Annotated in this window: 25 protein-coding genes and 1 riboswitch; of the genes, 6 read left to right on the top strand and 19 right to left on the bottom strand. The window is 64.1% G+C overall.

All coding sequences use genetic code 11. From position 1 onward, the window contains the following. Positions 1 to 6: 6 nt before the first annotated feature. From AC2FMN_RS09700 to AC2FMN_RS09720, 5 genes are all read right to left on the bottom strand, one after another. On the bottom strand, positions 7 to 828 hold the full coding sequence (locus AC2FMN_RS09700) for an ATP-binding cassette domain-containing protein (RefSeq protein WP_490361278.1): 822 nt from the start codon (positions 826 to 828) through the stop codon (positions 7 to 9). 77 nt (positions 829 to 905) lie between these two features. Further along, a complete protein-coding gene (locus AC2FMN_RS09705; protein WP_496687933.1) occupies positions 906 to 2849 on the bottom strand; it encodes an AMP-binding protein in 1944 nt (647 codons plus the stop codon). Positions 2850 to 3022: 173 nt separating this feature from the next. Further along, positions 3023 to 3421: an 8-oxo-dGTP diphosphatase MutT gene (gene mutT, locus AC2FMN_RS09710; RefSeq protein ID WP_496681018.1), complete on the bottom strand. Its 399-nt coding sequence runs from the start codon at positions 3419 to 3421 to the stop codon at positions 3023 to 3025. A gap of 55 nt (positions 3422 to 3476) precedes the next feature. Further along, entirely contained in the window at positions 3477 to 4703 is a 1227-nt protein-coding gene (gene argJ / locus AC2FMN_RS09715) for a bifunctional glutamate N-acetyltransferase/amino-acid acetyltransferase ArgJ (RefSeq protein ID WP_496687785.1), read from the bottom strand. Positions 4704 to 4709: 6 nt separating this feature from the next. Continuing rightward, positions 4710 to 5558, bottom strand: coding sequence for a peptidylprolyl isomerase (locus AC2FMN_RS09720; protein ID WP_496687788.1), 849 nt, complete (start codon positions 5556 to 5558; stop codon positions 4710 to 4712). 175 nt (positions 5559 to 5733) lie between these two features. Between AC2FMN_RS09720 and secA the strand changes: the two genes are divergently transcribed. The 3 genes from secA (at position 5734) to AC2FMN_RS09735 (ending at position 11023) form a co-directional block, all read left to right on the top strand. Next, complete coding sequence (secA, locus tag AC2FMN_RS09725; protein ID WP_496687790.1) at positions 5734 to 8439, top strand: preprotein translocase subunit SecA; 2706 nt, start codon at positions 5734 to 5736, stop codon at positions 8437 to 8439. A 106-nt stretch (positions 8440 to 8545) separates the two neighbouring features. Then, entirely contained in the window at positions 8546 to 9442 is an 897-nt protein-coding gene (locus AC2FMN_RS09730; protein WP_496687935.1) for a hypothetical protein, read from the top strand. A gap of 24 nt (positions 9443 to 9466) precedes the next feature. Then, complete coding sequence (locus AC2FMN_RS09735) at positions 9467 to 11023, top strand: phosphate ABC transporter substrate-binding/OmpA family protein (protein WP_496687793.1); 1557 nt, start codon at positions 9467 to 9469, stop codon at positions 11021 to 11023. 3 nt (positions 11024 to 11026) lie between these two features. Here AC2FMN_RS09735 and radC read toward each other — a convergent pair whose 3' ends face one another. The 13 genes from radC to dnaK form a co-directional block, all read right to left on the bottom strand. Beyond that, positions 11027 to 11782, bottom strand: a complete 756-nt coding sequence (gene radC, locus AC2FMN_RS09740; RefSeq protein WP_496687796.1) for a RadC family protein — start codon at positions 11780 to 11782, stop codon at positions 11027 to 11029. Positions 11783 to 11818: 36 nt separating this feature from the next. Further along, entirely contained in the window at positions 11819 to 12553 is a 735-nt protein-coding gene (locus AC2FMN_RS09745; RefSeq protein ID WP_496687798.1) for an ABC transporter permease, read from the bottom strand. After that, positions 12550 to 13278 (bottom strand): ABC transporter ATP-binding protein, encoded by a 729-nt coding sequence (locus AC2FMN_RS09750; RefSeq protein WP_496687800.1) that lies wholly within the window; start codon positions 13276 to 13278, stop codon positions 12550 to 12552. Before AC2FMN_RS09750 ends, AC2FMN_RS09745 begins: the two co-directional genes overlap by 4 nt. After that, the gene (gene tenA / locus AC2FMN_RS09755; protein ID WP_496687803.1) at positions 13275 to 13949 is read right to left on the bottom strand and encodes a thiaminase II; all 675 of its coding nucleotides are present in this window, start codon (positions 13947 to 13949) and stop codon (positions 13275 to 13277) included. The genes AC2FMN_RS09750 and tenA overlap by 4 nt, the downstream gene beginning before the upstream one ends. Further along, on the bottom strand, positions 13946 to 14881 hold the full coding sequence (locus AC2FMN_RS09760; RefSeq protein ID WP_496687805.1) for an ABC transporter substrate-binding protein: 936 nt from the start codon (positions 14879 to 14881) through the stop codon (positions 13946 to 13948). Before AC2FMN_RS09760 ends, tenA begins: the two co-directional genes overlap by 4 nt. A 20-nt stretch (positions 14882 to 14901) precedes the next feature. Then, positions 14902 to 15864, bottom strand: a complete 963-nt coding sequence (locus AC2FMN_RS09765) for a ThiF family adenylyltransferase (protein WP_496687808.1) — start codon at positions 15862 to 15864, stop codon at positions 14902 to 14904. After that, entirely contained in the window at positions 15861 to 16457 is a 597-nt protein-coding gene (locus AC2FMN_RS09770; RefSeq protein WP_496687811.1) for a thiamine phosphate synthase, read from the bottom strand. The genes AC2FMN_RS09765 and AC2FMN_RS09770 overlap by 4 nt, the downstream gene beginning before the upstream one ends. Continuing rightward, positions 16454 to 17224 carry a thiazole synthase gene (locus tag AC2FMN_RS09775; protein WP_496687812.1) on the bottom strand — a complete coding sequence of 257 codons (771 nt, stop codon included), beginning with the start codon at positions 17222 to 17224 and terminating at the stop codon, positions 16454 to 16456. The genes AC2FMN_RS09770 and AC2FMN_RS09775 overlap by 4 nt, the downstream gene beginning before the upstream one ends. 2 nt (positions 17225 to 17226) lie before the next feature. Next, positions 17227 to 17421 carry a sulfur carrier protein ThiS gene (gene thiS / locus AC2FMN_RS09780; RefSeq protein WP_496687813.1) on the bottom strand — a complete coding sequence of 65 codons (195 nt, stop codon included), beginning with the start codon at positions 17419 to 17421 and terminating at the stop codon, positions 17227 to 17229. Beyond that, positions 17405 to 18382 (bottom strand): FAD-dependent oxidoreductase, encoded by a 978-nt coding sequence (locus AC2FMN_RS09785; RefSeq protein ID WP_496687815.1) that lies wholly within the window; start codon positions 18380 to 18382, stop codon positions 17405 to 17407. Before AC2FMN_RS09785 ends, thiS begins: the two co-directional genes overlap by 17 nt. Continuing rightward, positions 18379 to 19182: a bifunctional hydroxymethylpyrimidine kinase/phosphomethylpyrimidine kinase gene (thiD, locus tag AC2FMN_RS09790; protein WP_496687816.1), complete on the bottom strand. Its 804-nt coding sequence runs from the start codon at positions 19180 to 19182 to the stop codon at positions 18379 to 18381. Before thiD ends, AC2FMN_RS09785 begins: the two co-directional genes overlap by 4 nt. Positions 19183 to 19228: 46 nt before the next feature. Continuing rightward, a riboswitch (TPP riboswitch) is annotated at positions 19229 to 19333 on the bottom strand. A 124-nt stretch (positions 19334 to 19457) separates the two neighbouring features. Next, positions 19458 to 20597, bottom strand: coding sequence for a molecular chaperone DnaJ (dnaJ, locus tag AC2FMN_RS09795; protein ID WP_496681560.1), 1140 nt, complete (start codon positions 20595 to 20597; stop codon positions 19458 to 19460). A 75-nt stretch (positions 20598 to 20672) separates the two neighbouring features. Continuing rightward, on the bottom strand, positions 20673 to 22580 hold the full coding sequence (dnaK, locus tag AC2FMN_RS09800) for a molecular chaperone DnaK (protein ID WP_496687818.1): 1908 nt from the start codon (positions 22578 to 22580) through the stop codon (positions 20673 to 20675). Between the two features lie 214 nt (positions 22581 to 22794). Here dnaK and AC2FMN_RS09805 point away from each other — a divergent pair, with 214 nt between their 5' ends. Next, entirely contained in the window at positions 22795 to 23397 is a 603-nt protein-coding gene (locus AC2FMN_RS09805; protein WP_496687820.1) for an alpha-ketoglutarate-dependent dioxygenase AlkB family protein, read from the top strand. Here AC2FMN_RS09805 and AC2FMN_RS09810 read toward each other — a convergent pair. Further along, positions 23394 to 24215 (bottom strand): ABC transporter permease, encoded by an 822-nt coding sequence (locus AC2FMN_RS09810; protein ID WP_496681567.1) that lies wholly within the window; start codon positions 24213 to 24215, stop codon positions 23394 to 23396. The two genes, AC2FMN_RS09805 and AC2FMN_RS09810, sit on opposite strands and share 4 nt — an antisense overlap. A 122-nt stretch (positions 24216 to 24337) precedes the next feature. On the opposite strand from AC2FMN_RS09810, the gene cysQ reads away from it, so the two are divergent. Together cysQ and AC2FMN_RS09820 are read left to right on the top strand one after the other, a co-directional pair. Further along, complete coding sequence (gene cysQ / locus AC2FMN_RS09815; protein ID WP_496681569.1) at positions 24338 to 25135, top strand: 3'(2'),5'-bisphosphate nucleotidase CysQ; 798 nt, start codon at positions 24338 to 24340, stop codon at positions 25133 to 25135. Next, positions 25135 to 25935 (top strand): 3-deoxy-manno-octulosonate cytidylyltransferase family protein, encoded by an 801-nt coding sequence (locus AC2FMN_RS09820; protein WP_496681572.1) that lies wholly within the window; start codon positions 25135 to 25137, stop codon positions 25933 to 25935. Before cysQ ends, AC2FMN_RS09820 begins: the two co-directional genes overlap by 1 nt. Positions 25936 to 25975 lie beyond the last annotated feature (40 nt).

The raw sequence follows: 25975 nt of genomic DNA on the forward strand, positions 1-25975 counted from the left end.
CGGTGCTCAGTCATGGCTGACCCCCAGATAGGCGTCGATGACTTCCTGGTTGTTGCGCACCTCGTCCGGCGTGCCGTCCCCGATCTTCTTGCCGTAATCCATCACGACCACGCGGTCGCTCAAGTCCATCACCACGCCCATGTCATGCTCGATCAGGGCAATGGTCGTGCCGAATTCGTCGTTCACATCCAGGATAAAGCGGCTCATGTCCTCTTTTTCCTCGACGTTCATGCCCGCCATCGGCTCGTCCAGCAGCAGCAGCTTGGGTTCGGCGGCCAGTGCGCGGGCCAACTCGACGCGTTTCTTCAGGCCATAGGGCAGGCGCGCAACCGGTGTCTTGCGGATGTGCTGGATTTCCAGAAAATCGATGATCTTCTCCACCGCCTCGCGGTTTTCCACCTCTTCCGCCTCGGCCTTACCGCGCCAGATCGCCTGCTGCACGATGTTGGTCTTCATGAAATTCAGGCGGCCTGTCATCACGTTGTCCAGAACGCTCATGCCTTCGAACAGGGCGATGTTCTGAAAGGTCCGGGCGATGCCCTGCCGCGCCACCTCATAGGGTTTCATCGGCGGGCGCTTCGCCCCGTGGAACCAGACCTCGCCCTCCTGCGGGACGTAGAAGCCGGAAATCACGTTCAGCATCGAGGACTTGCCCGCACCGTTGGGCCCGATGATCGCGCGGATCTCGCCCTGGCGAATGTCGAACGAGATGTCCTTGATAGCCACCACGCCGCCGAACCTCAGGGTGATGTTCTTCATCTCCATCACCACGCCGCCAATCTTGCGGCCATCCTCGGTGACATATCCGTCGTCGGATGCATCCAGCATCGTCTACTCCTCAAACTGCGGGTGAACGGGACGGCGGGCGGGGCGATGGCCACAGGCCGAGCGGCGCGCGACCGGCCTCATTCCGCGGCCACCTTCTGATGCGACACCGGCGCGACCGGCACGTCGACGATCTGCAGCGTGGCGCTGATGGATCCCTTGCGTCCGTCCTCATAGGTCACCTCGGTCGTGGTCGAGACCGTCTCGGACCCGTCATAGAGCGCGGCGATGATGTCGGCGTATTTGTCCTCGACGAACTTGCGGCGCACCTTTCGGGTGCGGGTGATCTCGCCATCATCGGGGTCCAGTTCCTTGTGCAGCACCACGAACCGGTGCACCTGGCAACCCGACAGCATCTCGTCGGCGGCAACCGACTTGTTGACCTCTTCCACGTGGCTGCGGATCGTCTCCAGCACCCGCGTATGGCCCGCCAGTTCCTGGTACGAGGCATAGGCGATGTTGTTGCGCTCGGCCCAATTGCCCACCGCCGTCAGGTCTATGTTGATGAACGCCACGCAACGGTCGCGACCATTGCCGAACAGCACCGCTTCGAGGATGTCGGGATAGAACTTCAGCTTGTTCTCGACATATTTCGGCGCGAACATCGAGCCATCGGCCATCTTGCCCACGTCCTTGGCGCGGTCGATGATCCGCAGGTGGCCGCTGCTTTCCTCGATGAAGCCCGCGTCGCCCGTGGCCACCCAACCTTCGGGGTCCTTGGTCGAGGCGGTGGATTCGGGGTTCTTGAAATATTCGACGAACACGCCGGGCGAGCGATAGAAGATCTCGCCATTCTCGGCGATCTTAAGCTCGACATCGGGGGCTGGGACGCCCACCGTGTCGGCCCGAACCTCGCCGTCGGGCTGGACGGTGATGAACACCGTCGCCTCGGTCTGGCCATAAAGCTGTTTGAGGTTGATCCCCAGCGAGCGGTAGAACTCGAAGATTTCGGGCCCGATCGCCTCGCCCGCGGTGTATCCCACGCGAATGCGGCTATAGCCCAGCGTATCCTTGAGCGGCCCATAGACCAGCACGTTGCCGATCGCGTATTTCAAACGGTCCATGAAACTGACCGGCTTGCCGTCCAGGATGCGTCCACCGACCTTCTTGGCGTGATCCATGAAATAGCGGAACATCCGCTGCTTCATCGGGCTGGCATCCTCCATCCGGATCATCACGTTGGTCAACTGGGTCTCGAACACCCGCGGCGGCGCGAAGAAATAGGTCGGCCCGATCTCGCGCAGGTCGGTCATCATCGTGTCGGCGCTTTCAGGGCAGTTCACGCAGAAGCCGCACCAATAGGCCTGACCGATCGAGAAGATGAAGTCTCCCACCCAGGCCATCGGCAGATAGGACAGGATATCCTCGTTCCGGGTCAGGTGGTCGAATTCGGCCGAGTTCTTTGCGCTTTCGATCACGTTGCGGTTCGACAGAACCACGCCCTTGGGCTTGCCCGTGGTGCCCGAGGTATAGAGCATCACGCAGGTGTCGTCATAGGTGATCTCGGCGATGCGGCGGTCCAGCTCGGCATCGAACCGGTGATGCCCGGCGCGCCCCTCGGCCATGATGTCGCTCAGCGCGTTCATCTGGCTGTGGTCGTATTTCCGCATGCCGCGCTTGTCGGTATAGAGGATATGCTTGACCTGGTGCAGATCCTGCTGGATCTCGATGACCTTGTCGACCTGCTCTTGGTCGCCGCAGACCACGTATTTCGCGCCGCAGTGCTCCAGCACATAGGCCATCTCTTCGGCGACCGAGTCCTGATACAGCGGCACCGGCACCGCACCCACCATCTGGGCCGCGATCATCGACCAGTAATGCGCCGGACGGTTGCGCCCGATTACGGCGATATGGTCGCCCTTTTCAACGCCGAGCTCCAGGAACCCCAACGCCAGCGCACGGATCTCGGCGGCCGTTTCCGCCCAGGTCCAGCACTGCCAGATCCCGAATTCCTTTTCGCGGTAGGCCGGGGCATCCCCGAACTGCGTCGCATTGCGGTGTAGCAGCGCCGGAAGGGAGTGCATCCCCTCGGCGCCCGACTGCGTCTGAGCCAATTCTATCTCTCCTCCCCATCCGACCCCGGTTTGGGCCGGAACGACGTCGCCGGGTCAGACCCGCGCGCCGCTGCCCCGATTAAGGACAAGGAGGACGATCAGCGTCAACTTTTTCGTGATGTTTTCCGGAATCTTACGAATTGTTACAGCCAATCCCGCAGGATCGGGATCAGTGGAACATCTGCCGCCGGCATCGGATAGTTGCGCAGGTCGTTCGCGCGCACCCATTTCAGCGCCTGACCTTCTTTCGACTGCGGGATGCCCTGCCATTTCCGGCATGCGAACAGAGGCATCAGCAGGTGGAAATCGTCATAGCTGTGGCTGGCAAAGGTCAGCGGCGCCAGGCACGAGGCCCAGGTGTCGATGCCCAGTTCCTCGTGCAATTCGCGGATCAGGGCGGCCTCGGGGGTTTCACCCGGCTCGATCTTGCCGCCGGGAAATTCCCACAGCCCGGCCATGGACTTACCCTCCGGGCGCTGCGCCAGCAGCACCCGCCCATCCACGTCGATCAAGGCGACGGCAGAGACAAGAACCGTTTTCATTGTCGCAGTCCCGGACGCAAAACCGGGCTCCACTTCTGCTGGAATTGCTCTGATGTCACGACCGGTAGTCCGCGTTGATCTCGATGTACCCGTGCGTCAGGTCGCAGGTCCAGACAGTGGCCTTGCCCGCGCCCAGCCCCAGATCGACCGCGATCACCAGTTCCTGGCCTTTCATATAAGCGGCGGCGTGTTCCTCGCGATAGGTTGGGCTGACCCAGCCGTTTTCGGCCACGAGGATATCGCCGAAGGAAATGCTGAGCGTGTCGCGATCGGCCGCCGCGCCGGATTTGCCGATCGCCATGACGACACGGCCCCAGTTCGGGTCCTCGCCCGCGATGGCGGTCTTGACCAGCGGTGAATTGGCGATGGCCATGCCGTGGACCTTGGCATCGGCGTCCGAGGCGGCGCCGGTCACGCGGATCTCGACGAATTTGGTGGCGCCTTCGCCGTCCTTCACCACCTGATGCGCTAGGTCCAGCATCACCGATTCCAGCGCCCGCGCGAAATCGGCATTGCCGGTGGCCTCCACCCCTGACGCGCCCGTCGCGCACAGCAGCAGGCTGTCCGAGGTCGAGGTGTCGCTGTCCACGGTGATGCAGTTGAAGGTCCGGTCGGTCTGCTCGGCCAGCAACCGTTGCAGCGCCGGTTGCTCGATCTTCGCATCGGTGAAGATATAGACCAGCATCGTCGCCATGTCGGGCGCGATCATGCCCGACCCTTTGGCAATCCCCGCAATAGAGACTGTTTTGCCGTCAATCTCCACCTGCGCGCTGGCGCCTTTGGGGAAGGTGTCGGTGGTCATGATCGCCCGCGCCGCCTCTTCCAACGCGTCGGCGCGCAGGCCGGCGGTCAGTTCGTCCAGCCGGGCCACGATCCGGTCATGCGGCAGCGGCTCGCCGATCACCCCTGTGGACGAGGTGAACACGCGGCTCTGCGCCACACCGGTCGCCTGCGCCACGGCTTCGGTGATCTGCTCGACCGACGCCTGCCCGTACTGCCCGGTAAAGGCGTTGGCGTTGCCCGAGTTCACCAGGATCGCCGCCGCCCCGTCGCTGGGCCCGCCGATCTTGTCCTGGCAATCCAGCACCGGCGCCGCACGGGTGGCCGAGCGGGTGAATACCCCCGCCACCGCGGTGCCCGGATCGAGCACCGCCAGCATCACGTCGGTGCGGCCCTGATACCGCACCCCGGCGGCGACCGTGGCGAATCGCACACCGTCGATAACCGGCAGATCGGGAAAGGCCGCGGGGGCCAGCGGAGACACCTTGGTGATCTTGGCCACTGGGGTTTACTCCTGAACCAGGTCCAGCTTGCGGACCACGTCCGGGGTCAGGCCCTCGACATCGGGGCGCTCGACGCTGCCCGCCTGGTTCAGCTCGTCGATCCTGGCCTGAATGGCCTCCTGACGGACGGACTGGGCCAGCTCGTCGCGCACCTCGGCCAGCTCGGGCGCTTCGGATTTGCGTTTGTCGTTCAGAATCACGACATGCCATCCGAACTGGGTCTGCACCGGGTCCGAAACCTGACCTTTTTCCAGCCCGATCACGGCCTGTTCGAACTCGGGCACCATCTGGCCCTTGCCGAACCAGCCCAGCGCGCCGCCATTGGGACCGGACGGACCGGTGGATTTCTCCTTGGCCAGCTCGGCAAAATCGGCGCCGTCATCCAGTTGCGCTTTGATCTCTTTGGCCTCGTCCTCGGTCGCGACAAGGATGTGGCTGGCGTTGAACTCGTCCTCGCCCTGGAACTCGGCGAACTGCGCGTCATAGGCGGCCTGGATCGCGTCGTCGGTCACCTGGGCATCGGTGATCTGGTTCACCGTCTGCACCGCCTTCAGCGAGCGCGCCTCGTTTTCCAGCATCAGCGCGTTCAGGCGGGTCAGGTCTTCCTGCTCTTGGCTCAGCAGCTGCTGCTGGATCAGCTGCTCGACGATGAACTGGTACAGCACCTCGTCATCCAGCTGCTGATATTGCGGCGGCAGGCTGGCCGCGGTGGCGATGACATGGCCCAAAGTGATCTCGTCGCCGTTGACGCGCGCCACAACCGTGTCGGCCGAAGGTTCGGTTTCGGCGGCAACCGGCAGGGCCATCATGGCCGCAAGCGCCAGCGATGGCAGAAAAGTGAGACCTTTGGGCATGAATTCATCCTATATTCTGGCCGCGACAGGGCGTGGCGTTGACACTCTGGAACCTGCCGCTTACATCGCTTGAAGCCTTTGACAGGACCATCTTTCCTCCCAGCTATCTATGGGTTGCGCGCAAGGTGGGCAAGCCTGTCGCAACCAAGACAAGAAAAGATCCGCTGGAGTGAACATGCTGGGACTCGGTACGCTTGCCAAAAAGGTGTTCGGAACACCGAACGACCGCAAGATCAAGGCAACCCGCCCGCTGGTCGAAAAGATCAACGCGCTGGAGCCGGAGTTCGAGAAGCTCTCGGATGACGATCTGAAGGCCAAGACCGACGAGTTGCGCAAACGCGCCAAAGACGGAGAGAGTCTGGACGACCTGCTGCCCGAAGCCTTCGCCAACGTCCGCGAGGGCGCAAAACGGGCTCTGGGTCTGCGGGCCTTCGACGTGCAGCTTCTGGGCGGTATCTTCCTGCATCAGGGCAACATCGCCGAGATGAAGACGGGCGAAGGCAAGACTCTGGTCGCCACCTTCCCCGCCTATCTGAACGCACTGACCGGCAAGGGCGTGCATGTGGTCACGGTCAACGAATACTTGGCCAAGCGCGACGCCGAATGGATGGGCAAGGTGTTCGGCGCCCTCGGCATGACGACCGGTGTGATCTGGTCGGGTCAGCCCGATGCCGAGAAAAAGGCCGCCTATGCCTGCGACATCACCTATGCCACCAACAACGAGCTGGGCTTCGACTATCTGCGCGACAACATGAAGTCGGACCTGGCGGACGTCTACCAGAAGTACCACAATTTCGCGATCGTGGACGAGGTCGACTCGATCCTGATCGACGAGGCGCGCACGCCGCTGATCATCTCGGGGCCGTCGCAGGACCGGTCGGATCTGTACACCGCCATCGACGCGCTGATCCCCGAGCTGCAGGAAGATCATTATACGATCGACGAAAAATCCCGCAGCGTGACGTTCACAGATGAAGGCAACGAGTTCCTGGAAGAACAGCTGCAGGCCCGCGGCCTGCTGCCCGAGGGCCAGTCGCTGTACGACCCCGAAAGCACCACGGTGGTGCACCACGTCAACCAGGGTCTGCGCGCGCACAAGCTGTTCCAGCGCGACAAGGACTACATCGTCCGCGACGGCAATGTGGTTCTGATCGACGAATTCACCGGGCGCATGATGCCGGGCCGCCGCCTGTCCGAAGGTCTGCACCAGGCGATTGAGGCCAAGGAAGGGGTGCCGATCCAGCCCGAGAACGTGACCCTGGCCAGCGTGACCTTCCAGAACTATTTCCGCCTGTACGACAAGCTGGCCGGCATGACCGGCACCGCCCTGACCGAGGCCGAGGAATTCGCCGAGATCTATGGCTTGGGCGTTGTCGAGATCCCGACCAACAAGCCGATCGCTCGCGTGGACGAGGATGATCAGGTCTATCGCACCGCGGCCGAGAAATACGCGGCCATGATCGAAGAGATCAAGAAAGCCAACGCCAAGGGCCAGCCGGTTCTGGTTGGCACGACCTCGATCGAGAAGTCCGAGATGCTCAGCCAGATGCTGACCAAGGAAGGCATCAAGCACAACGTCCTGAACGCCCGCCAGCACGAGCAGGAGGCCCAGATCGTGGCCGAGGCCGGACGTCTGGGCGCGGTGACCATCGCCACCAACATGGCCGGCCGCGGCACCGACATCCAGCTGGGCGGCAATGTGGAAATGAGCGTGATGCAGGCGCTGGCCGAGAACCCCGACGCCGACCCGGCGGAACTGCGTGCCCGGGAAGAATCTCGCCACGCCGAAGAAAAGCAGAAGGTGCTGGAGGCCGGAGGTTTGTTCGTTCTGGCCTCGGAACGCCATGAAAGCCGCCGCATCGACAACCAGCTGCGCGGCCGCTCGGGCCGTCAGGGCGACCCGGGCCGCACCGTGTTCTTCCTCAGCCTGGAAGACGACCTGATGCGCATCTTCGGCTCGGAACGGCTGGACAAGGTTCTGACCACGCTGGGCATGAAAGAAGGCGAGGCGATCGTGCACCCTTGGGTGAACAAATCGCTGGAGCGCGCGCAGGCCAAGGTCGAAGCCCGCAACTTCGACATGCGCAAGAACGTCCTCAAGTTCGACGACGTTATGAACGATCAGCGTAAGGTGATCTTCAGCCAGCGCCGCGAGATCATGTCCTCCGACGATCTATCCGACATCGTGTCAGACATGCGCGAGCAGGTGATCGACGACCTGATCGACCAGTATATGCCGCCCAAGAGCTATGCCGACCAATGGGATACCGAGGGGCTGCACGCGGCGGTCAAGGACAAGCTGAACATGGATGCCCCGGTTCAGGACTGGGCCGCCGAAGAAGGCGTGGACGATGAAGCCATCCGTGAGCGCCTGATCAAGGCCGCCGACGAGATGATGGCCCAGAAGGCCGTCGCCTTCGGCCCCGAGAACATGCGCAACATCGAAAAGCAGGTGCTGCTGCAGACCATCGACAGCAAATGGCGCGAGCACCTGCTGACGCTGGAGCATCTGCGCTCGGTCATCGGGTTCCGCAGCTATGCCCAGCGCGACCCGCTGAACGAATACAAGACCGAGGCGTTCCAGCTGTTCGAGAACATGCTGGACGGCATGCGCGAGACGGTGACCCAACATCTGGCACGTGTGCGCCCGCTGAGCGAGGAAGAGCAGCGCGAGATGCTGGCCCAGATGCAGGCGCAGCAGGCCCAGATCCAGAAGGCCGCCGAACGGGCCGAAGCGGTGGCCGAAGCCAAGGCCTCGGGCGATGCGCGCCCCGGCTTCGTCGAGGACGACCCGTCAACCTGGGGCAATCCCTCCCGCAACGATCAATGTCCCTGCGGATCGGGCAAGAAGTTCAAGCATTGCCATGGCCGGCTGGTCTGACCCGGCCCAATTTCCGACACAATGACTCCGCGTCGCGGCCACAGATTGGCCGCGATCTTTAACGACAGTCTCCTTTGCTCCTTCAACTGGGGAGGGTGTCTTGTTCGTGATTCGAAACTATGTGACCACCGGCGGTACGGTCGCGTGCGCGCTGGCCATCGGGTATCTGATGCAGTACGGCCCGGCGGCGCAGTCGGCCGCATCCCCCTCTGCGGGCCAGACTGCTGTTGCCGAAAGTACGATGATCGCCGGGCTCGAGGACATCGTCCTGACCTCCGCCTCTCCGGCCACCGGAGACACCCCAACCCCGGACACCGCGCGCCCTGCCCCCGCCGACGCGACCGCCGCGGCCGATTGCGGGCTGCGTGCCCGGGCGACGACCGTGCCACTGGCTTCCGCCCATGTCGTCGTGACGGCGCCATGCCATCCGAACCAGACAGTCGAACTGCTGCACAGCGGCATGGTCTTCACGGGACAGACCGATCAGGACGGGCGCCTGGATCTGACCATCCCCGTTCTGGCCGAGTACGCGATTTTCCTGATCTCGTTCGATGACAAGCTGGGCACGGTGGCCACCACCCATGTGCCCGAGATCGCCGGGTTCGACCGTGTGGCCCTTCAATGGTCGGGCAACACCGAGCTGCAGCTGCATGCGCTGGAATTCGGTGCGTCGTATGGCGAAGCCGGGCATGTCTGGTCGAACGCGGAAGCGCAAGGCACAGGCCGGGTGGAGCACTATGGCACCGGCGGCGGCCGCAAGGTCGAAATCTACTCGATTCCCAAGAACGGCAACGGAACCGACGGATCAGTCGCTCTGACCGTCGAGGCCGAAATCACCCCCGCGAACTGCGGGCAGGAGCTGAGCATGCAATCGCTCGAGCTGCTGAGCGACCAGGAACTGCGGTCCCGCGAATTGTCGCTTGTTCTACCCGCCTGCGACAGCGGGCAGGATTTTCTGGTGTTGAATAATCTGTTCCAAGACCTGAAAATCGCCGCAAACTAATCGGCAGGCGGGTCAACGGGATTAATGACATTTCTTCGCGCGGCGGTGACGGCGGTGTCGCTGTTCACGGGTGTATCGGGCGCCCTGGCACAAGACATCACACTGACCTCGCATGACGGTCAGGTCGAGATCACGGGCACCCTTCTGGGATATGACGGCGAGTTCTACCGCGTCGGGACCCGGTTCGGAGAGCTGACGGTGGACGGCTCGGGGGTGACCTGCGATGGCCCGGCCTGCCCCAACCTGACCGATTTCGTCACCGAACTGCACCTGTCGGGCGCCCCGGTGATGGCCGAAACTCTGTTTCCTGCGCTGATCGAAGGCTTTGCCGAACGAGAAGGGCTGATGCTGATACGCACCGACCTGGGCGCCGACCGGTTTCAACTGGCCCTGCATCGGGCCGGACGCGATGCGCCCATGGCCCGATTTACCCTGCACGCCACCCCTACCGGCCAGGCGTTTGCCGATCTGATCGCCGATGAAACCGACATCGCCTTGGCGCTGCGCGAGATCCGCGCGCCCGAGATCGCCGCGGCCCGTGATGCCGGTCTTGGCGACCTGACCCGGCCGCGCCGCTCGCGGGTGGTGGCGCTGGACGCGCTCGTGCCGGTGGTGGCACCGGACAATCCGTTGACGCAGATCTCGCCGGCGGACTTGGCACGCGTGTTCAGCGGCGCGGTGACCAACTGGGCCGAACTCAGCGGCCCGGACGCGCCGATTTCCCTGCATCTGCCCGATGCGGGATCAGGCCTGGCGCAGGCCGTGCAGGACCAGCTGTTACAACCCGCCCAGGCACAACCCGCCGACACCGCGATCCGCCATGCACGGGGCAGCGATCTGGTCGCGGCCATCGCGCGCGATCCCTTTGCCATCGGAATCGCCACCTTGGCCCAGGTCCGCGGGTTGCGCGCCCTGCCGCTGGCGGGGGGCTGCGGTCACGCGATGCGGGCCACCCGCCCGGCCATCAAGACCGAGGACTACCCCCTGACCCTACCGATGTTCCTGTATCTGCCACAGCGGCGCCTGCCCAAGATCGCCCGACAGTTTCTGGCCTATGCCCTGGGTCCCGAGGCGCAGATGGTGATCCGCAAAGCCGGGTTCACCGACCAATCGCACGAGGCCGTTCAGATCGGGCTGCAGGGGGACCGGCTGGCCAATGCCATCACTTCGGGCGGGTCCGAAGTGGGGCTGCAGGAGCTGCAACGCATGGTCGAAACCCTGCGCCCCCTCTCGCGCCTGTCGCTATCGTTCCGGTTCGAGCCGGGATCGTCGCGGCCGGACGCACAGTCACGGTCGAACATCCAGCAATTGGCGCAGGCGCTGGAGGCCGGCCAATATGACGGACGCAAGCTGGTCTTCGTCGGCTTCAGCGACGGAGACGGACCGGCCGAGTCCAATGCCCGGATCGCCCTGCGCCGGGCGCAGACCGTGCGCAACGCGGTTCTGGCGGCGGTGCAGACATCGGTGCCCGACTCCGTCGACATCTCGGTCGAGGGGTTCGGAGAGGCAATGCCCCTGGCCTGCGACGACACCGACTGGGGCCGCAAGGCCAACCGTCGCGTCGAAGTCTGGGTGCGCTAGCGGTTAGAGATAACCTTCTGACCGGAAGCTCAGTTCGGTCGATTTCCCGATGATCAGGTGGTCGTGCAAGGTCAGCCCAAGTGCGGCGCAGGCATCGTTGATGCGGTTGGTCATGTCGATATCCGACTGCGACGGCGTCGGGTCGCCCGACGGGTGGTTGTGCACCAAGATCAGCGCCGAGGCGTTCAGCTCCAGCGCGCGTTTGGCGACCTCGCGCGGGTAGACGGGTACGTGATCGACGGTGCCCTTGGCCTGCTCCTCATCCGCGATCAGCACGTTCTTGCGGTCCAGGTAGAACACGCGGAACTGCTCGATCTCGCGATGGGCCATGGTGGTGTGGCAATAGTCCAGCAACGCGTCCCAGCTGGAGATCACATGCCGCTGCATCACCCGGGCGCGGGCCATGCGATGGGCGCAGGCCTCGAGGATCTTGAGGTCGGTGATGACGGTGTCGCCCACGCCCTTGATCTGGCGCAGACGCTCGACCGGGGCGGTCAGCACCCGGTTGAAATCACCGAACGTATCCAGCAGCAGCCGCGCCAGCGGCTTCACGTCCTGCCGGGGGATCGAGCGGAACAGGACCAGTTCCAGCAGCTCGTAATCCGGCATCGCCCCCGCGCCACCCGACATAAACCGTTCGCGCAGGCGCTTGCGGTGGTCCTTGATATACGAGGGCAGACGACCCGTGGGCAGCGGCGTGACCGGCGCTTCGTCACTTTCGAACAGCGATGGGGCTTCGGCAAAGGCGTCCTTGGTCATGCGCCCATGATTGCCGCATAATCGGTTTCCGAATGGTTAACGCGCCTCACCGGCCATGCGGGCTGTGGCGCGGCGCACAACCAGATGCAGCAGGATCGAGAACACCCCCAGCGTCAGCATCGCGGCGAACATCAGGTCGGTCTTGGCGCGGCCATTGGCCAGCAGCATCAGGTATCCCAACCCCTGAGACGAGCCGACCCATTCGCCGATCACGGCCCCGATCGGGGCATAGACCGCCGCCAGCCGCATCCCCGAGGCCAGCGAGGGCAGCGCTGCCGGGATGCGGATATGCCACAACACGCTGCGTGAGCTGGCCTGCATGGTGCGGGCCAGGTCCAGATAACCGGGCGGCGTGCGCATCAGCCCGTCGAAAAACGACGCGGTGATGGGGAAATAGATGATCAGCACGGCCATCGCGACCTTGGACCACAGCCCATAGCCCAGCCACAGGGTCAGCAATGGCGCCAGCGCAAAGACCGGCAGTGCCTGGGTGAACACAAGCATCGGCTGCACCAGCACCCGCGCGGCGCGGGAATTGGCCAGCTGCAGCGCGGTGATAACACCCAGCACCGTTCCAAAGGCCAGGCCGATCAGCACCTCGATGGCGGTGATCCAGGTGTGCTCGGCGATCAGCCAGCGGTTCTGCCACCAGGTCTCGGCCACCACCGCCGGACTAGGCAGGATGAATTTCGGCAGGCCGGTCAGGGTGACGATCGCCTGCCAGAGGACCAGCGCAAACAGCGTCGCGGCAAGGGCCGAGAGCGTCTTCATGCCACCTCCTCCCGCAGCAGCTTCAGCAGCGCCCCCTGCGTTTCCAGCGTCTCGAGATCGTCCACCTTGCGCGGCACCGGCGCATGGGGCGGCTGACACGGGGTCAGGCCACTGCGCGTCATCACCATGATCGACTGACCCAGACGCGCGGCCTCGGCCGGGTCGTGGGTGACCAGCAGGACGGTGCGTCCCTGCAACGCTTCGGCGGCCAGGTCCTGCATGTCAGCGCGGGTGCGCGCATCCAGCGCCGAGAACGGCTCGTCCAACAGGATGATCGGCTTGTCCTCCATCAGGGTGCGGGCCAGCGCCACGCGCTGACTCTGCCCGCCGGACAGTTCCGAGGGCTTCTTGGTCATGTGATCCCGCAACCCCATCCGTTCGATCAGCCGGGCGCGGCGGTCCTCGTCGATCCGTTCGCCGCGCAACCGGGCACCCAGCGCCACGTTCTGCGCGACCGTGGCCCAAGGCAGCAGCAGATCGTCCTGCGCCATGTAGGCGACGCGCTCGGCCACCGGCAGCCCGTCGCTGGCGCGGATCTCGCCGGTGAACTCGGCCCCCGTCGCCAACCCGGCGATCAGGCGCAGAACCGTGGTCTTGCCGACCCCCGATCCGCCCAGCAGACAGGTCCACTGCCCCGCCTTCAGCGACAGGGTCAGCGGCGCGAACAGCGGCGCGCCGTCGATGCTGGCCTGTCCGCTGAGGATCAGATCGGGGGGCGGGGTCATGGGGTCAGACCCATCTGCCAGAAATTCACTTCGAGCTCGGTCGCGGTGCGGAAGGTGTGGCACAGGCGATCCCAACGCGGTGTGGTACGGAAATCCGCCCCAAGCCGTCGTGTCAGAGCCGAATCCAGCAACTCACCCACGGCCCGGCAGGCCGCCTGGTAGTCGTCCCCGGCATAGGTATCGATCCAGTCGCGATAGGTGTCCGAGGTCGCCTCGGCCGCCAGCCGGGTGCCGATCTCGCCATATCCCATCACGCAGGGCGCCAGCGCCGCCAACAGGTCCAGCAGATCACCGCTGTAGCCGGCCTCGAGCACATAGCGGGTATAGGCCAGGTTCTCGGGGCGTTCGGGGGTGGCGAACAGCTCGTCCTGGCTGATGCCCTCGGCCTTGCAAATGCCGATATGCAACTGCATCTCTTCGCTGATCAGACCGTTCACCGTGCGCGACGCGGCCAGCATTTCGGTATGGGTTTCCGATTTCACCACCGCCAGCGCCCAGGCGCGCGAGAAATGGATCAGGAACACGTAATCCTGCCGCAGGTAATTCAGAAAGGCCGCGCGCGGCAGCGTGCCGTCCTTCAGCCCTTCGACAAAGGCGTGGCGGGTATAGTCCCGCCACGGCCCGTGCGCCGCGTCGCGCATCAGTGCGAAGGCTTTGCCGTACTCGCTCATTGCGCGGTCACGTCGATGGTGATGTCGCTGACCGGGTTGATGCTGTCGATCATGCCGGACTCTTTCAGAAAGGCCTCGAACCGGGCATAGCGGCCGGCATCGAATCCCGCCGGCCGCAGTGCGAAACGCGGCAGGGTATCGACCCAGGCGCGGGCGTTCAGCTCGTCCTGCAACTCGGGCGAGGTGGCGGCGAAGATCTCCCAGCTTTTTTCCGAATTGTTCACGATGAACTGCGTGGCCTTCTCGGTTGCGGCCAGGAAGCGGGCAATCATGTCCTTGTCCATCGTCTCGGGGTTGGCGACATAGATCAACTCGTCATAGGGCGGCACGCCTTCTTCCTCGATGTAGAAGCAGCGGCCCGGGACGCCCTCGATATCCATCTGGTTCAGTTCGAAATTGCGGAAGGCGCCGATCACGGCGTCCACCTGCCCGGTCATCAGCGACGGCGACAGCGAGAAGTTGACGTTGATCATCTCGATATCGTCCAGCGACACGCCATGCGCGTTCAGCATCGCGGTCAGGATCGCCTCTTCGACACCGGCAACCGAAAAGCCGATCTTCTTGCCCTTGAGATCGGCCAGCGTGTTGATCGGGCCATCCTCGAGCACCAGAAGGCAGTTCAGCGGCGTGGCGACCAGCGTCCCGACCCGTTTCAGCGGCAGGCCCTCGTGGATCTGCAGGTGCAGCTGCGGCTGGTAGGACACGGCCAAATCGGCCTGACCGGCGGCCACAAGGCGCGGCGGGGCGGACGGATCGGCGGGCGGAACGATTTCGACCTCAAGCCCCTGTTCGGCGAAATAGCCGTTTTCCTGCGCCACGATGATCGGCCCGTGGTCGGGGTTCACGAACCAGTCCAGCAGAATGGTCATCTTGTCCTGCGCCCAGGCGGGCGCGGCGGCCAGCAAGGCAAGGGCGGCGATCAGTTTCTTCATGGTCTGCGTTTCCTTTTGCTTCACGACGTTGCGGCGGCGACCAGAACGATCCGGCCGGGCCAATGGGGGTGGAGTTCCTCTGCCGCGCGCCAGGCGCGCAGCCCGGTGGCACAGCAGAGGGCCAGCGATTTTCCTTTGTTAGGATCTGTTTTCAGCGCTTCGACCGTCAATCGGCGAGCGTTGGGGTGAATCGGCTGGGGGGCCTCATCGACGCTGCGCAGGTCGACAACCAGGTCGTCCGGGGTCAGTTGCGAGGGGGCAACAAAGGGGAAATGGCCGTCCGGTTCCGGCGCGGTGTCAAAGCGGAAGCCGCTGCTGATACAGTTGCGCCCGTCCACCTGCATCATTTGGCCCAACGGCGAAGGCTCGAGGCCCAGGATCACGCCCAGCGCCATCTGCGCCTGCATCGCGCCGATCATCGCCACGACCGGGCCCAGAACACCCGCGGTGGCACAACTGGCGCCACTGTCCGGCGCGTCGGGAAAAACCGCGCGCAAGGAGGGCGCACCGCCGCAGAACCCGCCAACATACCCCGACAGGCCCAAAACCGAGGCGCTGATCAGCGGCTTGCCCTGCGCCAGGCAGGTATCCGACAACGTATAGCTGGCCGCGTAACTGTCCGCGCAGTCCAGAACCAGATCGGCCTCGGCCACCAATTCAGCGGCACTTGCAGGCGTTAGAGTCTGTTTTCGCGCTGCAACGGTAATCTCGCTGTTCAGTGCCCGGCAGCGTTCGGCGGCCGCTTCGGCCTTGGGGCGGCCGCAATCGGACTCGGCAAACAGCGTCTGGCGATGCAGGTTCGACAGGTCCACTGTATCGGGATCGACGATGGTCAGATGCCCCACCCCAGCCCCGACCAGCAGCGGCAGGGCGGGCGCGGCCAGCCCCCCGGCGCCGACGACCAAAACCCGCGCGCGGGCAAGGCGGTTCTGCCCCTCGGCCCCGACCTCGGGCAGGATCATCTGGCGGGCATAGCGGCTCATCGCGTGACCTCGATCCACTGGCGCACCCGCGCTTCGGGGTCGGCGTTCAGGGTGATGTCGGTCACGGCCGAGACGATGTCGGCCCCGGCCTGAAACACGCCCGGCGCGCGCTCGACGCTCATACCGCCGATGCCGACCAGAGGGATGTCACCCACGCGCCGTTTCCACTCGGTCACCCGCGGCAGGCCCTGTTGGTGCCATTTCATCTTTTTAAGGATGGTCGGATAGACCGGCCCCAGTGCCACATAGTCCGGGTCCATCGACAACACGCGTTCAAGCTCGTCATCGTCATGCGTGGATACGCCCAGTTTCAGTCCGGCCTTGCGGATGGCGGGCAGATCGGCGTCGTCCAGGTCCTCCTGCCCCAGGTGGATCCAATCGCAGCCCGCGTCAATGGCGGCCCGCCAATAGTCGTTCACCACCAGCACCGCGCCGTGGTCGCGGCACAGGGCCTGCGCGGTGGCGATCTCCGCGCGCACCACCGCGTCGGGCTGATCCTTGATGCGCAGCTGCACCAACTTTACGCCCAAGGGCAGCATCCGCCGCAGCCAGTCGGTGTGATCGAAGATCGGATAGAAGCGGTCGAGCATCATGACAGAAAGGCCTTTCCGATCACGGGGGTCGAGGGTTCGGCCATGTCGCGCGGCTCGATCGGGTCGGCCTGATGCGCCAATTTCCCGGCCTGCACCGCCAGCGCCATGGCCTGCGCCATCGCCACCGGATCGCCCGCGCGGGCGACAGCGGTGTTCAGCAGAACCGCGTCATAGCCCAGCTCCATCGCGTGGGCGGCGTGGCTGGGCAGGCCGATGCCGGCATCCACCACCAACGGCACGTCGGGAAACTCGGCCCGCATCGCGCGCAGGGCGTATTCGTTGTTCAAACCCCGTCCCGACCCGATCGGCGCGCCCCAGGGCATCAGCACCTGGCACCCGGCGGCCAGCAGACGCTCGGCCACGATCAGGTCTTCGGTGGTGTAGGGAAACACCTGGAACCCCTCGTCGGTCAGAATGCGCGCGGCCTCGACCAGTTGGAACACGTCGGGCTGCAGGCTGTCGGTGTGGCCGATCAGTTCCAGCTTGATCCACGGTGTGTCGAACACCTCGCGCGCCATGTGGGCGGTGGTGACGGCCTCTTTGACCGTGTGACAGCCGGCGGTGTTGGGCAGGATCAGCACGCCCAGATCGCGGATCATCGACCAGAACGCCTGACCCGCCCCGCCCGCGCCCTCGCGCCGCAATGACACCGTGGCCACGCCCGCGCCGCTGGCTCGAAAGGCCTGTTCCAGGATCGCCGGGCTGGGATATTGCGCGGTGCCCAGCATCAGCGGGTTGGGCAGTTCGGTGCCGTAAAACGTTTTCATCCTCAGCCCCCCTGCATCGGTGCGACGACCTCGACCCGGTCGCCCTCGGCCAGTTTGTGCGCGATGCGCAGGCCCGAGGGCACAAATTCCTCGTTCACCGCAGTGGCGACTCGGCCGGAAAACCCGCATTCCGCCAGCAATTCACCAAGGGTTTCGGCGCGCACCTCGCGCGGTTCGCCATTAAGCACGATCTTCATCGGCCATCTCCGAATGTGTGTTCTCGAGCGCCAGATCGGCCACGCCCCGGGCCAAGGCCGGGGCCAGCAGGTAGCCGTGGCGATAGAGGCCATTGGCATAGATCGTCCGCCCCAGCCGGCGGATGCGCGGCAGGTTGTCGGGAAAGGCCGGGCGCAGATCGACCCCGATTTCCAGCACCTCGGCCTCGCCGAAGGCCGGGTTCAGCGCATAGGCCGCGCTGAGCAGTTCCAGCATCGAGCGCGCAGTGATCCGGCTGCTGTCCTCGGATTCGATCATCGTGGCGCCCAGCATGTAGACGCCCTCGCCCCGCGGCACGACATAGAGCGGCATCCGAGGATGTAGAAGCCGCACGGGACGGGTCAGCGTCACGTCGGGGCAGCGGATCACCAGCATTTCCCCCTTCACGCCGCGCAGGTCGTGAAGGATGTCGCGCGCGTGCAGGCCACGGCAGTCGATGGCGTTGTCCAGCCGCGACGGAGCCAGCTTGCGATGGAATGCGACGCCCTTATCCTGAAGGCCGCGATACAGGTCCTGCAGCGCGCGGCGAGGGTCCAGATGGGCCTCATCTGCGAAGAACAGGCCTTGGGAAAAACCGTGCAAATCAGGCTCTAATTCAGCAATTTTCGCTTGATCGACCAGCGTGAACCCCTCAGTCCGGCGGGCAAAGCGGCGCAGGTCGGGCAGGTCTCGCGTGTTGGCCACGACCAGCGTTCCTTGCCGCGTGACCGGGGTGCGGGCCGCCCACCAATCGATGGCCTGTTGCCCCAGTCGCAGCACGGGTTCCTCGGCATTCTCATATTCGCACCAGGGCGCCAACATGCCACCGGCCCACCACGAACAGCCATGTGGCCCGGGAGGCCCGCCGGGGTCAAACACCCGTACCTGCGCACCCCGCGCGACCAGTTCCGAGGCCACGGCCAGACCGGCCACCCCGGCACCTATGACGGACCAGACCGTCACGACTCCCAAACCCGATAGAAATGGTGAACGGGGCCATGCCCGTGCCCGACCCCAAGACCGTCCGCCGCCGCAATCGCGCCCTGCAGATAGGAATGTGCCTGCACCGCGGCATCCGCCAGCCCCAGCCCCTTGGCCAATCCCGCCGCGATGGACGAAGAAAGGGTGCAACCCGTGCCATGCGTGTTCTTCGTGTTCACCCGCGGGGCCTCGAACTGAGCGACGACCCCGTCCTGAGATACCAGCAGATCCCGGCAGACATCGCCCTTGCCATGCCCGCCCTTCATCAGAACCGCGCCCGCGCCCAGATCGCACAGGGCATGGCCTTGCGCCGTCATCTCGTCGGTGGTCTCCGCAATCATCTGATCCAGCAGGCAGGCCGCCTCGGGCAGGTTCGGGGTCAGGACGGTGGCGCGGGGCAGAAGCACCTCGCGCAACGTCTGCACCGCCTCACGCGCCAGCAGGGCATCGCCCGATTTGGCGATCATCACCGGGTCCAGCACGATGGGCCCGGTAAAGCCGGACAGACCGTCGGCGACGGTCTGGATGATTTCGGGCGTGGCCAACATGCCGATCTTGACCGCGCGCACGTCCAGATCGGACAGAACCGCATCGATCTGCGCGGCGATCATGTCCAGCGGGATGCCATGTACGGCGGTGACCGCCTGCGTGTTCTGGGCGGTGACGGCGGTGATGACACTGGCACCGAACACACCCAGCGCCGACATCGCCTTGAGGTCGGCCTGAATGCCGGCCCCTCCGCCGCTGTCGGATCCCGCGATGGTCAAAGCGATATGCGCCATGTCGCTCCCTTCTTGCATGTGGGGCAACGCGGGCATGGAAAACGTCTGAGTGTTTTAGACCGTTCCCTCCGCCGGTATTGCCCGGATCAGGTTCGATGGGTTGGCTCGCGCGCCTCTCAGCCCCGGGTTCGGGGCACCCCAACGGTTGGGCGCACATTCTCAAGGCTAGGGCGAGGAATCAAGGGCCAATTCCGCGCAGTTTCGGACCAAACTGGACTCAGAACGAAAAAGGCCGGCGATGTTTCGCCGGCCCTTGGCTGTCTGAAACACTGGGATCAGCTTTGCATCCGCTCCCAGAAGGATTTGACGGATGAGAAGAAGCTCTTGGATTCCGGGTGGTTGTCTTCGCCCAGCTCGTCAAACTCCTTCAGCAGTTCTTTCTGCCGCGCGGTCAGGTTGACCGGGGTCTCGACCGCCAGTTCGATGAACATGTCCCCGACACCGCCGCCCCTCAGCGCGGGCATGCCCTTGCCGCGCAGACGCATCTGCCGGCCCGACTGGCTGCCGGCCGGAATCTGCACCCGGCCGCGGCCACCGTCGATGGTGGGCACCTCGATCGAGCCGCCCAGCGCCGCCTTGGCCATGCTGACCGGGACCCGGCAATACAGGTTCATGCCATCCCGCTCGAAAAGCTTGTGCGGCGTCACCTCGACAAAGATGTAGAGGTCGCCCGGAGGACCGCCGCGCATGCCGGCTTCGCCTTCGCCCGCCAGGCGGATGCGGGTTCCGGTTTCGACACCTGCTGGAATGTTGACCGACAGCGCGCGTTCCTTCTCGACCCGACCCGAGCCGTGGCAGGATTTGCAGGGGTTCTTGATGATCTGGCCCAGGCCCGCACAGGTCGGGCAACTGCGCTCGACGGTGAAAAAGCCCTGTTGCGCGCGCACCTTACCCATGCCCGAACAGGTCGGGCAGGTGGTGGGTTCGACCCCGCCTTCGGCGCCGGTGCCTTCGCAGGACGAACAGGCCACGGCGGTCGGCACGTTGATGGTTTTCTGCAGCCCCGAGTAGGCCTCTTCCAAGGTCACGCGCAGATTGTAGCGCAGGTCGGACCCCCGCGCGGCCCGGCGCCCACCGCCCTGCCGGCCGCCCATGAAATCGCCGAACAGATCGTCGAACACGTCGGAAAAGGCGCTGGAAAAATCGCCCGAGCCAAAACCGCCACCCGGGCGCGCACCGCCGGTGCCGTTCTCAAAGGCCGCGTGACCGAACCGGTCATAAGCGGCTTTCTTGTCGGCATCGCGCAGGATGTCATAGGCCTCGTTGGCCTCTTTGAACAGCGCCTCGGCCTCTGGGTTGTCCTTGTTGCGGTCGGGATGCAGCTCCTTCGCCTTTCGGCGAAAGGCCTTCTTGATCTCTTCCGCCGAAGCGCCCTTGGACACGCCGAGCACTTCGTAATAGCAGCGTTTTGACATCGGTGTTTCCTTCTGCCTCAACGTAAAACGGGCCGGCCCGGTATCCGGACCGGCCCGAACTGGCCCGGTTAGCCGTTAGGTGCGCTTGTCATCGTCCAGATCTTCGAACTCGGCATCGACGATGTCGTCATCGCCGGGGCCCGCATCGGCGGCGGTCGGTTCTTCGCTGGCCTCTTCAGACTGCGCCTTGTAGATCGCCTCGCCCAGCTTCATGGACGCTTCGGTCACGTTCTGGATGCCCGACTTGATCTTGTCGGCATTGTCCGATTCCAATTCGTCCTTAAGCGCGGCCACGGCCAGTTCGATCGCCTCGATGGTCGACGGATCGACCTTGTCGCCATGCTCCTCGATCGATTTCTCGGTCGCATGGATCAGGCTTTCGGCTTGGTTCTTGGCCTCGACCAGCTCCTTGCGCTTGCGGTCGGCCTCGGCGTTCTCTTCAGCATCCTTGACCATCCGTTCGATGTCTTCTTCCGACAGACCGCCCGAAGCCTGGATGGTGATCTTCTGCTCTTTGCCGGTGCCTTTGTCCTTGGCCGAAACCGAAACGATGCCGTTGGCGTCGATGTCGAAAGTCACCTCGATCTGAGGCATGCCGCGCGGAGCCGGCGGGATGTCTTCAAGGTTGAACTGACCCAGCAGCTTGTTGTCGGCCGCCATTTCGCGTTCACCCTGGAACACCCGGATGGTCACCGCGTTCTGGTTGTCCTCGGCGGTCGAGAATACCTGAGACTTCTTGGTCGGGATCGTGGTGTTGCGGTCGATCAGACGGGTGAACACGCCGCCCAGGGTTTCGATGCCCAGCGACAGCGGGGTCACGTCCAGCAGGACCACGTCCTTGACGTCGCCTTGCAGAACGCCGGCTTGGATAGCAGCACCCATGGCCACGACTTCATCAGGGTTCACGCCCTTGTGGGGCTCTTTGCCGAAGAACTTGGTCACCTCTTCGATGACCTTCGGCATCCGGGTCATACCACCGACCAGAACCACCTCGTCCACGTCGCTGGCCGAGATGCCGGCGTCTTTCAGAGCGGCCTGGCAGGGTTTCAGCGATTTCTTGATCAGGTCACCGACCAGCGATTCCAGCTTGGCGCGGGTCAGTTTCATGACCATGTGCAGCGGCTGGCCGTTCGAGCCCATCGAGATGAACGGCTGGTTGATCTCGGTCTGGGTCGTCGAGCTGAGCTCGATCTTGGCCTTTTCGGCAGCTTCCTTCAGTCGCTGCAGGGCCATCTTGTCCTGGCTCAGGTCGACGCCGTGTTCTTTTTTGAACTCTTCGGCCAGGTAGTTGACGATGCGCATGTCAAAGTCTTCACCACCCAGGAAGGTGTCACCGTTGGTCGATTTGACCTCGAACAGGCCGTCGTCGATTTCCAGGATGGTCACGTCGAAAGTACCACCGCCAAGGTCATAGACCGCGATGGTCTGGCTGTCTTTCTTGTCCAGGCCATAGGCCAGCGCGGCGGCGGTAGGCTCGTTGATGATCCGCAGCACTTCCAGGCCGGCGATCTTGCCGGCATCCTTGGTGGCCTGACGCTGGGCGTCGTTGAAATAGGCCGGAACGGTGATGACGGCCTGCGTGACTTCCTCACCCAAGTAGCTTTCAGCAGTTTCCTTCATCTTGCCCAGGATGAAAGCCGAAATCTGGCTTGGGGAGTACTTTTCGCCGCGGGCTTCGACCCATGCGTCGCCGTTGCCGCCGTCGATGATGCGATAGGGCACCATTTTCTTGTCTTTTTCGACCTCGGGGTCGTCGACCCGGCGGCCGATCAGGCGCTTGACGCCGAAAATCGTGTTTTCAGGGTTGGTGACCGCCTGGCGTTTTGCCGGCTGTCCGACCAGTCGCTCATTCTCGGTGAAGGCGACGATCGAGGGCGTGGTCCGCGCCCCTTCTGCGTTTTCGATGACCTTCGGCTGCGAGCCGTCCATGATGGCCACGCACGAGTTGGTGGTCCCGAGGTCAATCCCGATTACTTTTCCCATTATTTCGATCCCTTTCTTTTCAAGGCGATGTCCCGAGGCCAGAACCCGTTATGGCATCCCAGCCCCGATCTGTTGGGCGCGGTGGCACTACACCCTCGCGCGTCCCGGCGTATATAAGGGCGAGGCCCAAGGCCTGCAAGCACTGTGAAATGCAGGTTTTCGGGAATCTTGGGCCTTTTTTGGCAAGGATTTCGAAAGGAATGAGGTTTCTGCCGTGACTCGCCTGAATTTACGAGGATTCGACATCAGAAAAGGCCATCTGGACGGCGCCGCCCAGCAACAGCTGGTCGACGCCTTGCGACCGGTTCTGAAAGCCGCGCCGCTGTTTCATCCCAGCACGGCCTCGGGGCGCAAGATGTCGGTGCGCATGACCTCGGCCGGGCCGTTGGGCTGGGTGTCGGACGGCCGCGGATACCGCTACCAGGGCGCGCACCCCAAAGGCATGCCCTGGCCGGACATCCCGCAGCCGATCCTGACCATCTGGCGCGAGGTGACCGCGCTGGACCGCGACCCGGACTGCTGCCTGATCAACTATTACGGCGAAGGCGCCCGCATGGGCCTGCACCAGGACAGGGACGAGGCCGATTTCTCGTGGCCGGTCGTGTCAATCTCATTGGGGGATGACGCTCTGTTCCGCATCGGCAACACCACCCGCGGCGGAAAAACCGAATCCGTGTGGCTGAACTCGGGCGACGTGGTGGTCATGGGCGGCCCCGCACGGCTGGCCTATCACGGAATCGACCGGATCCGGTTCGGGTCGTCGCGCCTGCTGCCCCGGGGTGGCCGCATCAACCTGACCCTGCGCGTGGCGACCTAGCGCCGGGCGTCCCAGCTTTTCGAGATGTGCTTGCGTGTATAGAATTCACCCAGCAGGCCGATCATCATCAGCGCGATGCCGACCCAAAGCGCATATTCCCAGCTGGTGTTGCGCGGGAAATAGTTGCGAAAGATGAACCCGCGGCACTGATCGATCGCGTGGAACAGCGGGTTCCAGGCAAACATCGCCAGCAAATAGCCGCCTAACGCGTTGGCGACGAACATCTTGCCGGAAAACACCATGTTCAACCGCCGATAGACGTTGCTGAGCATCAGGGACACCGTCGGCAGCCACGGCTTGAGCGCCATGAACACCAGCCCCACGGAACAGCCCGTGTACCAAGCCAGCACCAACATCGCGAAGGCGCCGCCGGGGTCCTGCATCTCGATCGGGGTAACCGCCACGCTGTAGACGAACAGGATCACCAGGATCGACACGATCTGCGTATACAGCGCGCCGAAAGCCGCCGCCAGCAGCAGCACCATCATGTTCATCGGCGAATGCAGCATCATCGGGTTGTTGGTGCCCCCCAACGAGGCGATCGCGCCCACCGCCTTGATATGGGTCATGAACAGGAAAATGCCCGACAGCAGGTACAGGATGAACTCGCCGCGGATCTTGGCCACCCGGGCACCCATGAAAGACATGATCAGGTAGAATACGCTGGCCAGCAGCACGACCTGCAGGATGTTCATCACGATGGCCAGAACGGCGTTGCTGTGCTGCGAGCGGATGTTGCGCACGACGGCGTGGAACACCAGTTCCGCCGTGGTGAACGCGCTGCCAAGCAGGCTGCTGCTGCGCTTGTAATAGAACACTCGAACGCTCTTTCCCGGGTTTGTTCCGACAGCCTGGCACGAATTCCTTGCCGTTCCGTATCCGGCACAGCATAAGTTCGTCAGGTTTTCGGATCAACAAACCATGGAAACGGAGCATTTTTGTGACCTATGACGACCTCATCCCCGTGATCAGACGCCTGGCCCTGGAAGCGGGCGACAAGATCATGGAGATCTACGATGCCGATGATTTTGACGTGAAGGTCAAATCCGATTCCAGCCCAGTGACCGAAGCTGACGAAGCCGCCGATGCGCTGATCTCGGCCGGGCTGCGCGCCGCCTTCCCCGACATCCTGCTGGTGACCGAGGAACAGGCCGCGTCGCACAGCCAGCAAGGCGACACCTTTCTAATCGTCGATCCGCTGGACGGCACCAAGGAATTCATCAACCGGCGCGGGGATTTCACCGTGAACATCGCGCTGGTCGAAAACGGCGTGCCCACCCGCGGCGTGGTCTATGCCCCGGCCCGCGGGCGCATGTTCTATACCCTGGCCGATGGCCGCTCGGTCGAGGAGACCGACGCCTTGGACAAGGACAAACCGGGCGAGGTCACGCCGATTTCAGTCTCTGATCCGGACAATTCGGCGCTTTTGGTGGTGGCCTCGAAATCGCATCGCGATCAGGCCACGGATGACTACATCAACAAATACCAGGTCAAAGACAGCAAGTCGGCGGGCTCGTCGCTGAAATTCTGCCTGGTGGCCACGGGCGAAGCCGACCTCTATCCGCGTGTCGGGCGAACCATGGAGTGGGACACCGCCGCAGGCCACGCGGTGCTGGCCGGAGCCGGGGGCCATGTGGTGCGTTTCGACGACCACACGCCGCTGACCTACGGCAAGGAGGGTTATGCCAACCCGTTCTTTATTGCCTATGCCCCGGGCGTCGAACTCAAGGAGGCCTGATGTCGGTTCTGATCGCGATCCCCGCCCGCTATGCCTCGACCCGCTATCCGGGCAAACCGCTGGTGCCGCTGACCGGCGCAACGGGAAAGCCCATGACCCTTATCGAGCGGTCCTGGCGCGCGGCCATGTCGGTCTCGGGCGTCGACAGGGTGGTGGTGGCCACCGATGACGACCGCATCCGCGCTGCGGCCGAGGGCTTTGGCGCCGAGGTGGTGATGACCTCAGAAAGCTGCGCCAACGGCACCGAACGCTGCGCCGAGGCGCATGACAGGCTGGGCGGCGGATACGAGATCGTGGTCAACCTGCAAGGCGACGCCCCCCTGACCCCGCATTGGTTCATCGAGGATTTGGTCAATGGCCTGCGCGCTGCGCCTGAGGCCGGCGTGGCCACGCCGGTGCTGCGGTGCGACGGCGAGGCGCTGAACGGGCTGCTGAACGACCGCAGGCACGGCCGGGTGGGCGGCACCACGGCCGTCTTCGCGACCGATCACAGCGCGCTCTATTTCTCGAAGGAAGTGATCCCCTTCACCGCCGACACCTATGCCGGGTCGGATCCGACGCCGGTGTTCCATCATGTGGGCGTCTATGCCTACCGCCCCGACGCGCTGGCCGCCTATCCGGGTTGGCCGGTCGGGCCGCTGGAACGGCTCGAGGGGCTGGAACAGCTGCGGTTCATGGAAAACGGACGCAAGGTTCTGTGTGTCGAGGTCGAGGCAAAAGGCCGCCAGTTCTGGGAGTTGAACAATCCGCAGGACGTGGCCAAAATCGAAAGTATGATGGCCGCGATGGGGTTGGAATAGGCGCAGATTCCCCGTTCCGCGCGGGCAGCGCAGCAATTAG

The organism is Ruegeria sp. BHSC037 (assembly GCF_059613045.1).

Excerpts from the sequence above, each read along its gene's own strand:
- AC2FMN_RS09775 (WP_496687812.1), bottom strand. The coding sequence starts at position 17,224 with ATGAAAACGTTTTACGGCACCGAACTGCCCAACCCGCTGATGCTGGGC.
- secA (WP_496687790.1), top strand. The coding sequence starts at position 5,734 with ATGCTGGGACTCGGTACGCTTGCCAAAAAGGTGTTCGGAACACCGAAC.
- thiS (WP_496687813.1), bottom strand. The coding sequence starts at position 17,421 with ATGAAGATCGTGCTTAATGGCGAACCGCGCGAGGTGCGCGCCGAAACC.
- AC2FMN_RS09820 (WP_496681572.1), top strand. The coding sequence starts at position 25,135 with ATGTCGGTTCTGATCGCGATCCCCGCCCGCTATGCCTCGACCCGCTAT.
- AC2FMN_RS09735 (WP_496687793.1), top strand. The coding sequence starts at position 9,467 with ATGACATTTCTTCGCGCGGCGGTGACGGCGGTGTCGCTGTTCACGGGT.
- AC2FMN_RS09760 (WP_496687805.1), bottom strand. The coding sequence starts at position 14,881 with ATGAAGAAACTGATCGCCGCCCTTGCCTTGCTGGCCGCCGCGCCCGCC.
- dnaJ (WP_496681560.1), bottom strand. The coding sequence starts at position 20,597 with ATGTCAAAACGCTGCTATTACGAAGTGCTCGGCGTGTCCAAGGGCGCT.
- AC2FMN_RS09770 (WP_496687811.1), bottom strand. The coding sequence starts at position 16,457 with ATGATGCTCGACCGCTTCTATCCGATCTTCGATCACACCGACTGGCTG.
- tenA (WP_496687803.1), bottom strand. The coding sequence starts at position 13,949 with ATGAGCGAGTACGGCAAAGCCTTCGCACTGATGCGCGACGCGGCGCAC.
- radC (WP_496687796.1), bottom strand. The coding sequence starts at position 11,782 with ATGACCAAGGACGCCTTTGCCGAAGCCCCATCGCTGTTCGAAAGTGAC.
- mutT (WP_496681018.1), bottom strand. The coding sequence starts at position 3,421 with ATGAAAACGGTTCTTGTCTCTGCCGTCGCCTTGATCGACGTGGATGGG.
- AC2FMN_RS09720 (WP_496687788.1), bottom strand. The coding sequence starts at position 5,558 with ATGCCCAAAGGTCTCACTTTTCTGCCATCGCTGGCGCTTGCGGCCATG.
- dnaK (WP_496687818.1), bottom strand. The coding sequence starts at position 22,580 with ATGGGAAAAGTAATCGGGATTGACCTCGGGACCACCAACTCGTGCGTG.
- thiD (WP_496687816.1), bottom strand. The coding sequence starts at position 19,182 with ATGGCGCATATCGCTTTGACCATCGCGGGATCCGACAGCGGCGGAGGG.
- AC2FMN_RS09750 (WP_496687800.1), bottom strand. The coding sequence starts at position 13,278 with ATGACCCCGCCCCCCGATCTGATCCTCAGCGGACAGGCCAGCATCGAC.
- AC2FMN_RS09700 (WP_490361278.1), bottom strand. The coding sequence starts at position 828 with ATGCTGGATGCATCCGACGACGGATATGTCACCGAGGATGGCCGCAAG.
- AC2FMN_RS09705 (WP_496687933.1), bottom strand. The coding sequence starts at position 2,849 with ATGCACTCCCTTCCGGCGCTGCTACACCGCAATGCGACGCAGTTCGGG.
- AC2FMN_RS09745 (WP_496687798.1), bottom strand. The coding sequence starts at position 12,553 with ATGAAGACGCTCTCGGCCCTTGCCGCGACGCTGTTTGCGCTGGTCCTC.
- AC2FMN_RS09765 (WP_496687808.1), bottom strand. The coding sequence starts at position 15,864 with ATGAGCCGCTATGCCCGCCAGATGATCCTGCCCGAGGTCGGGGCCGAG.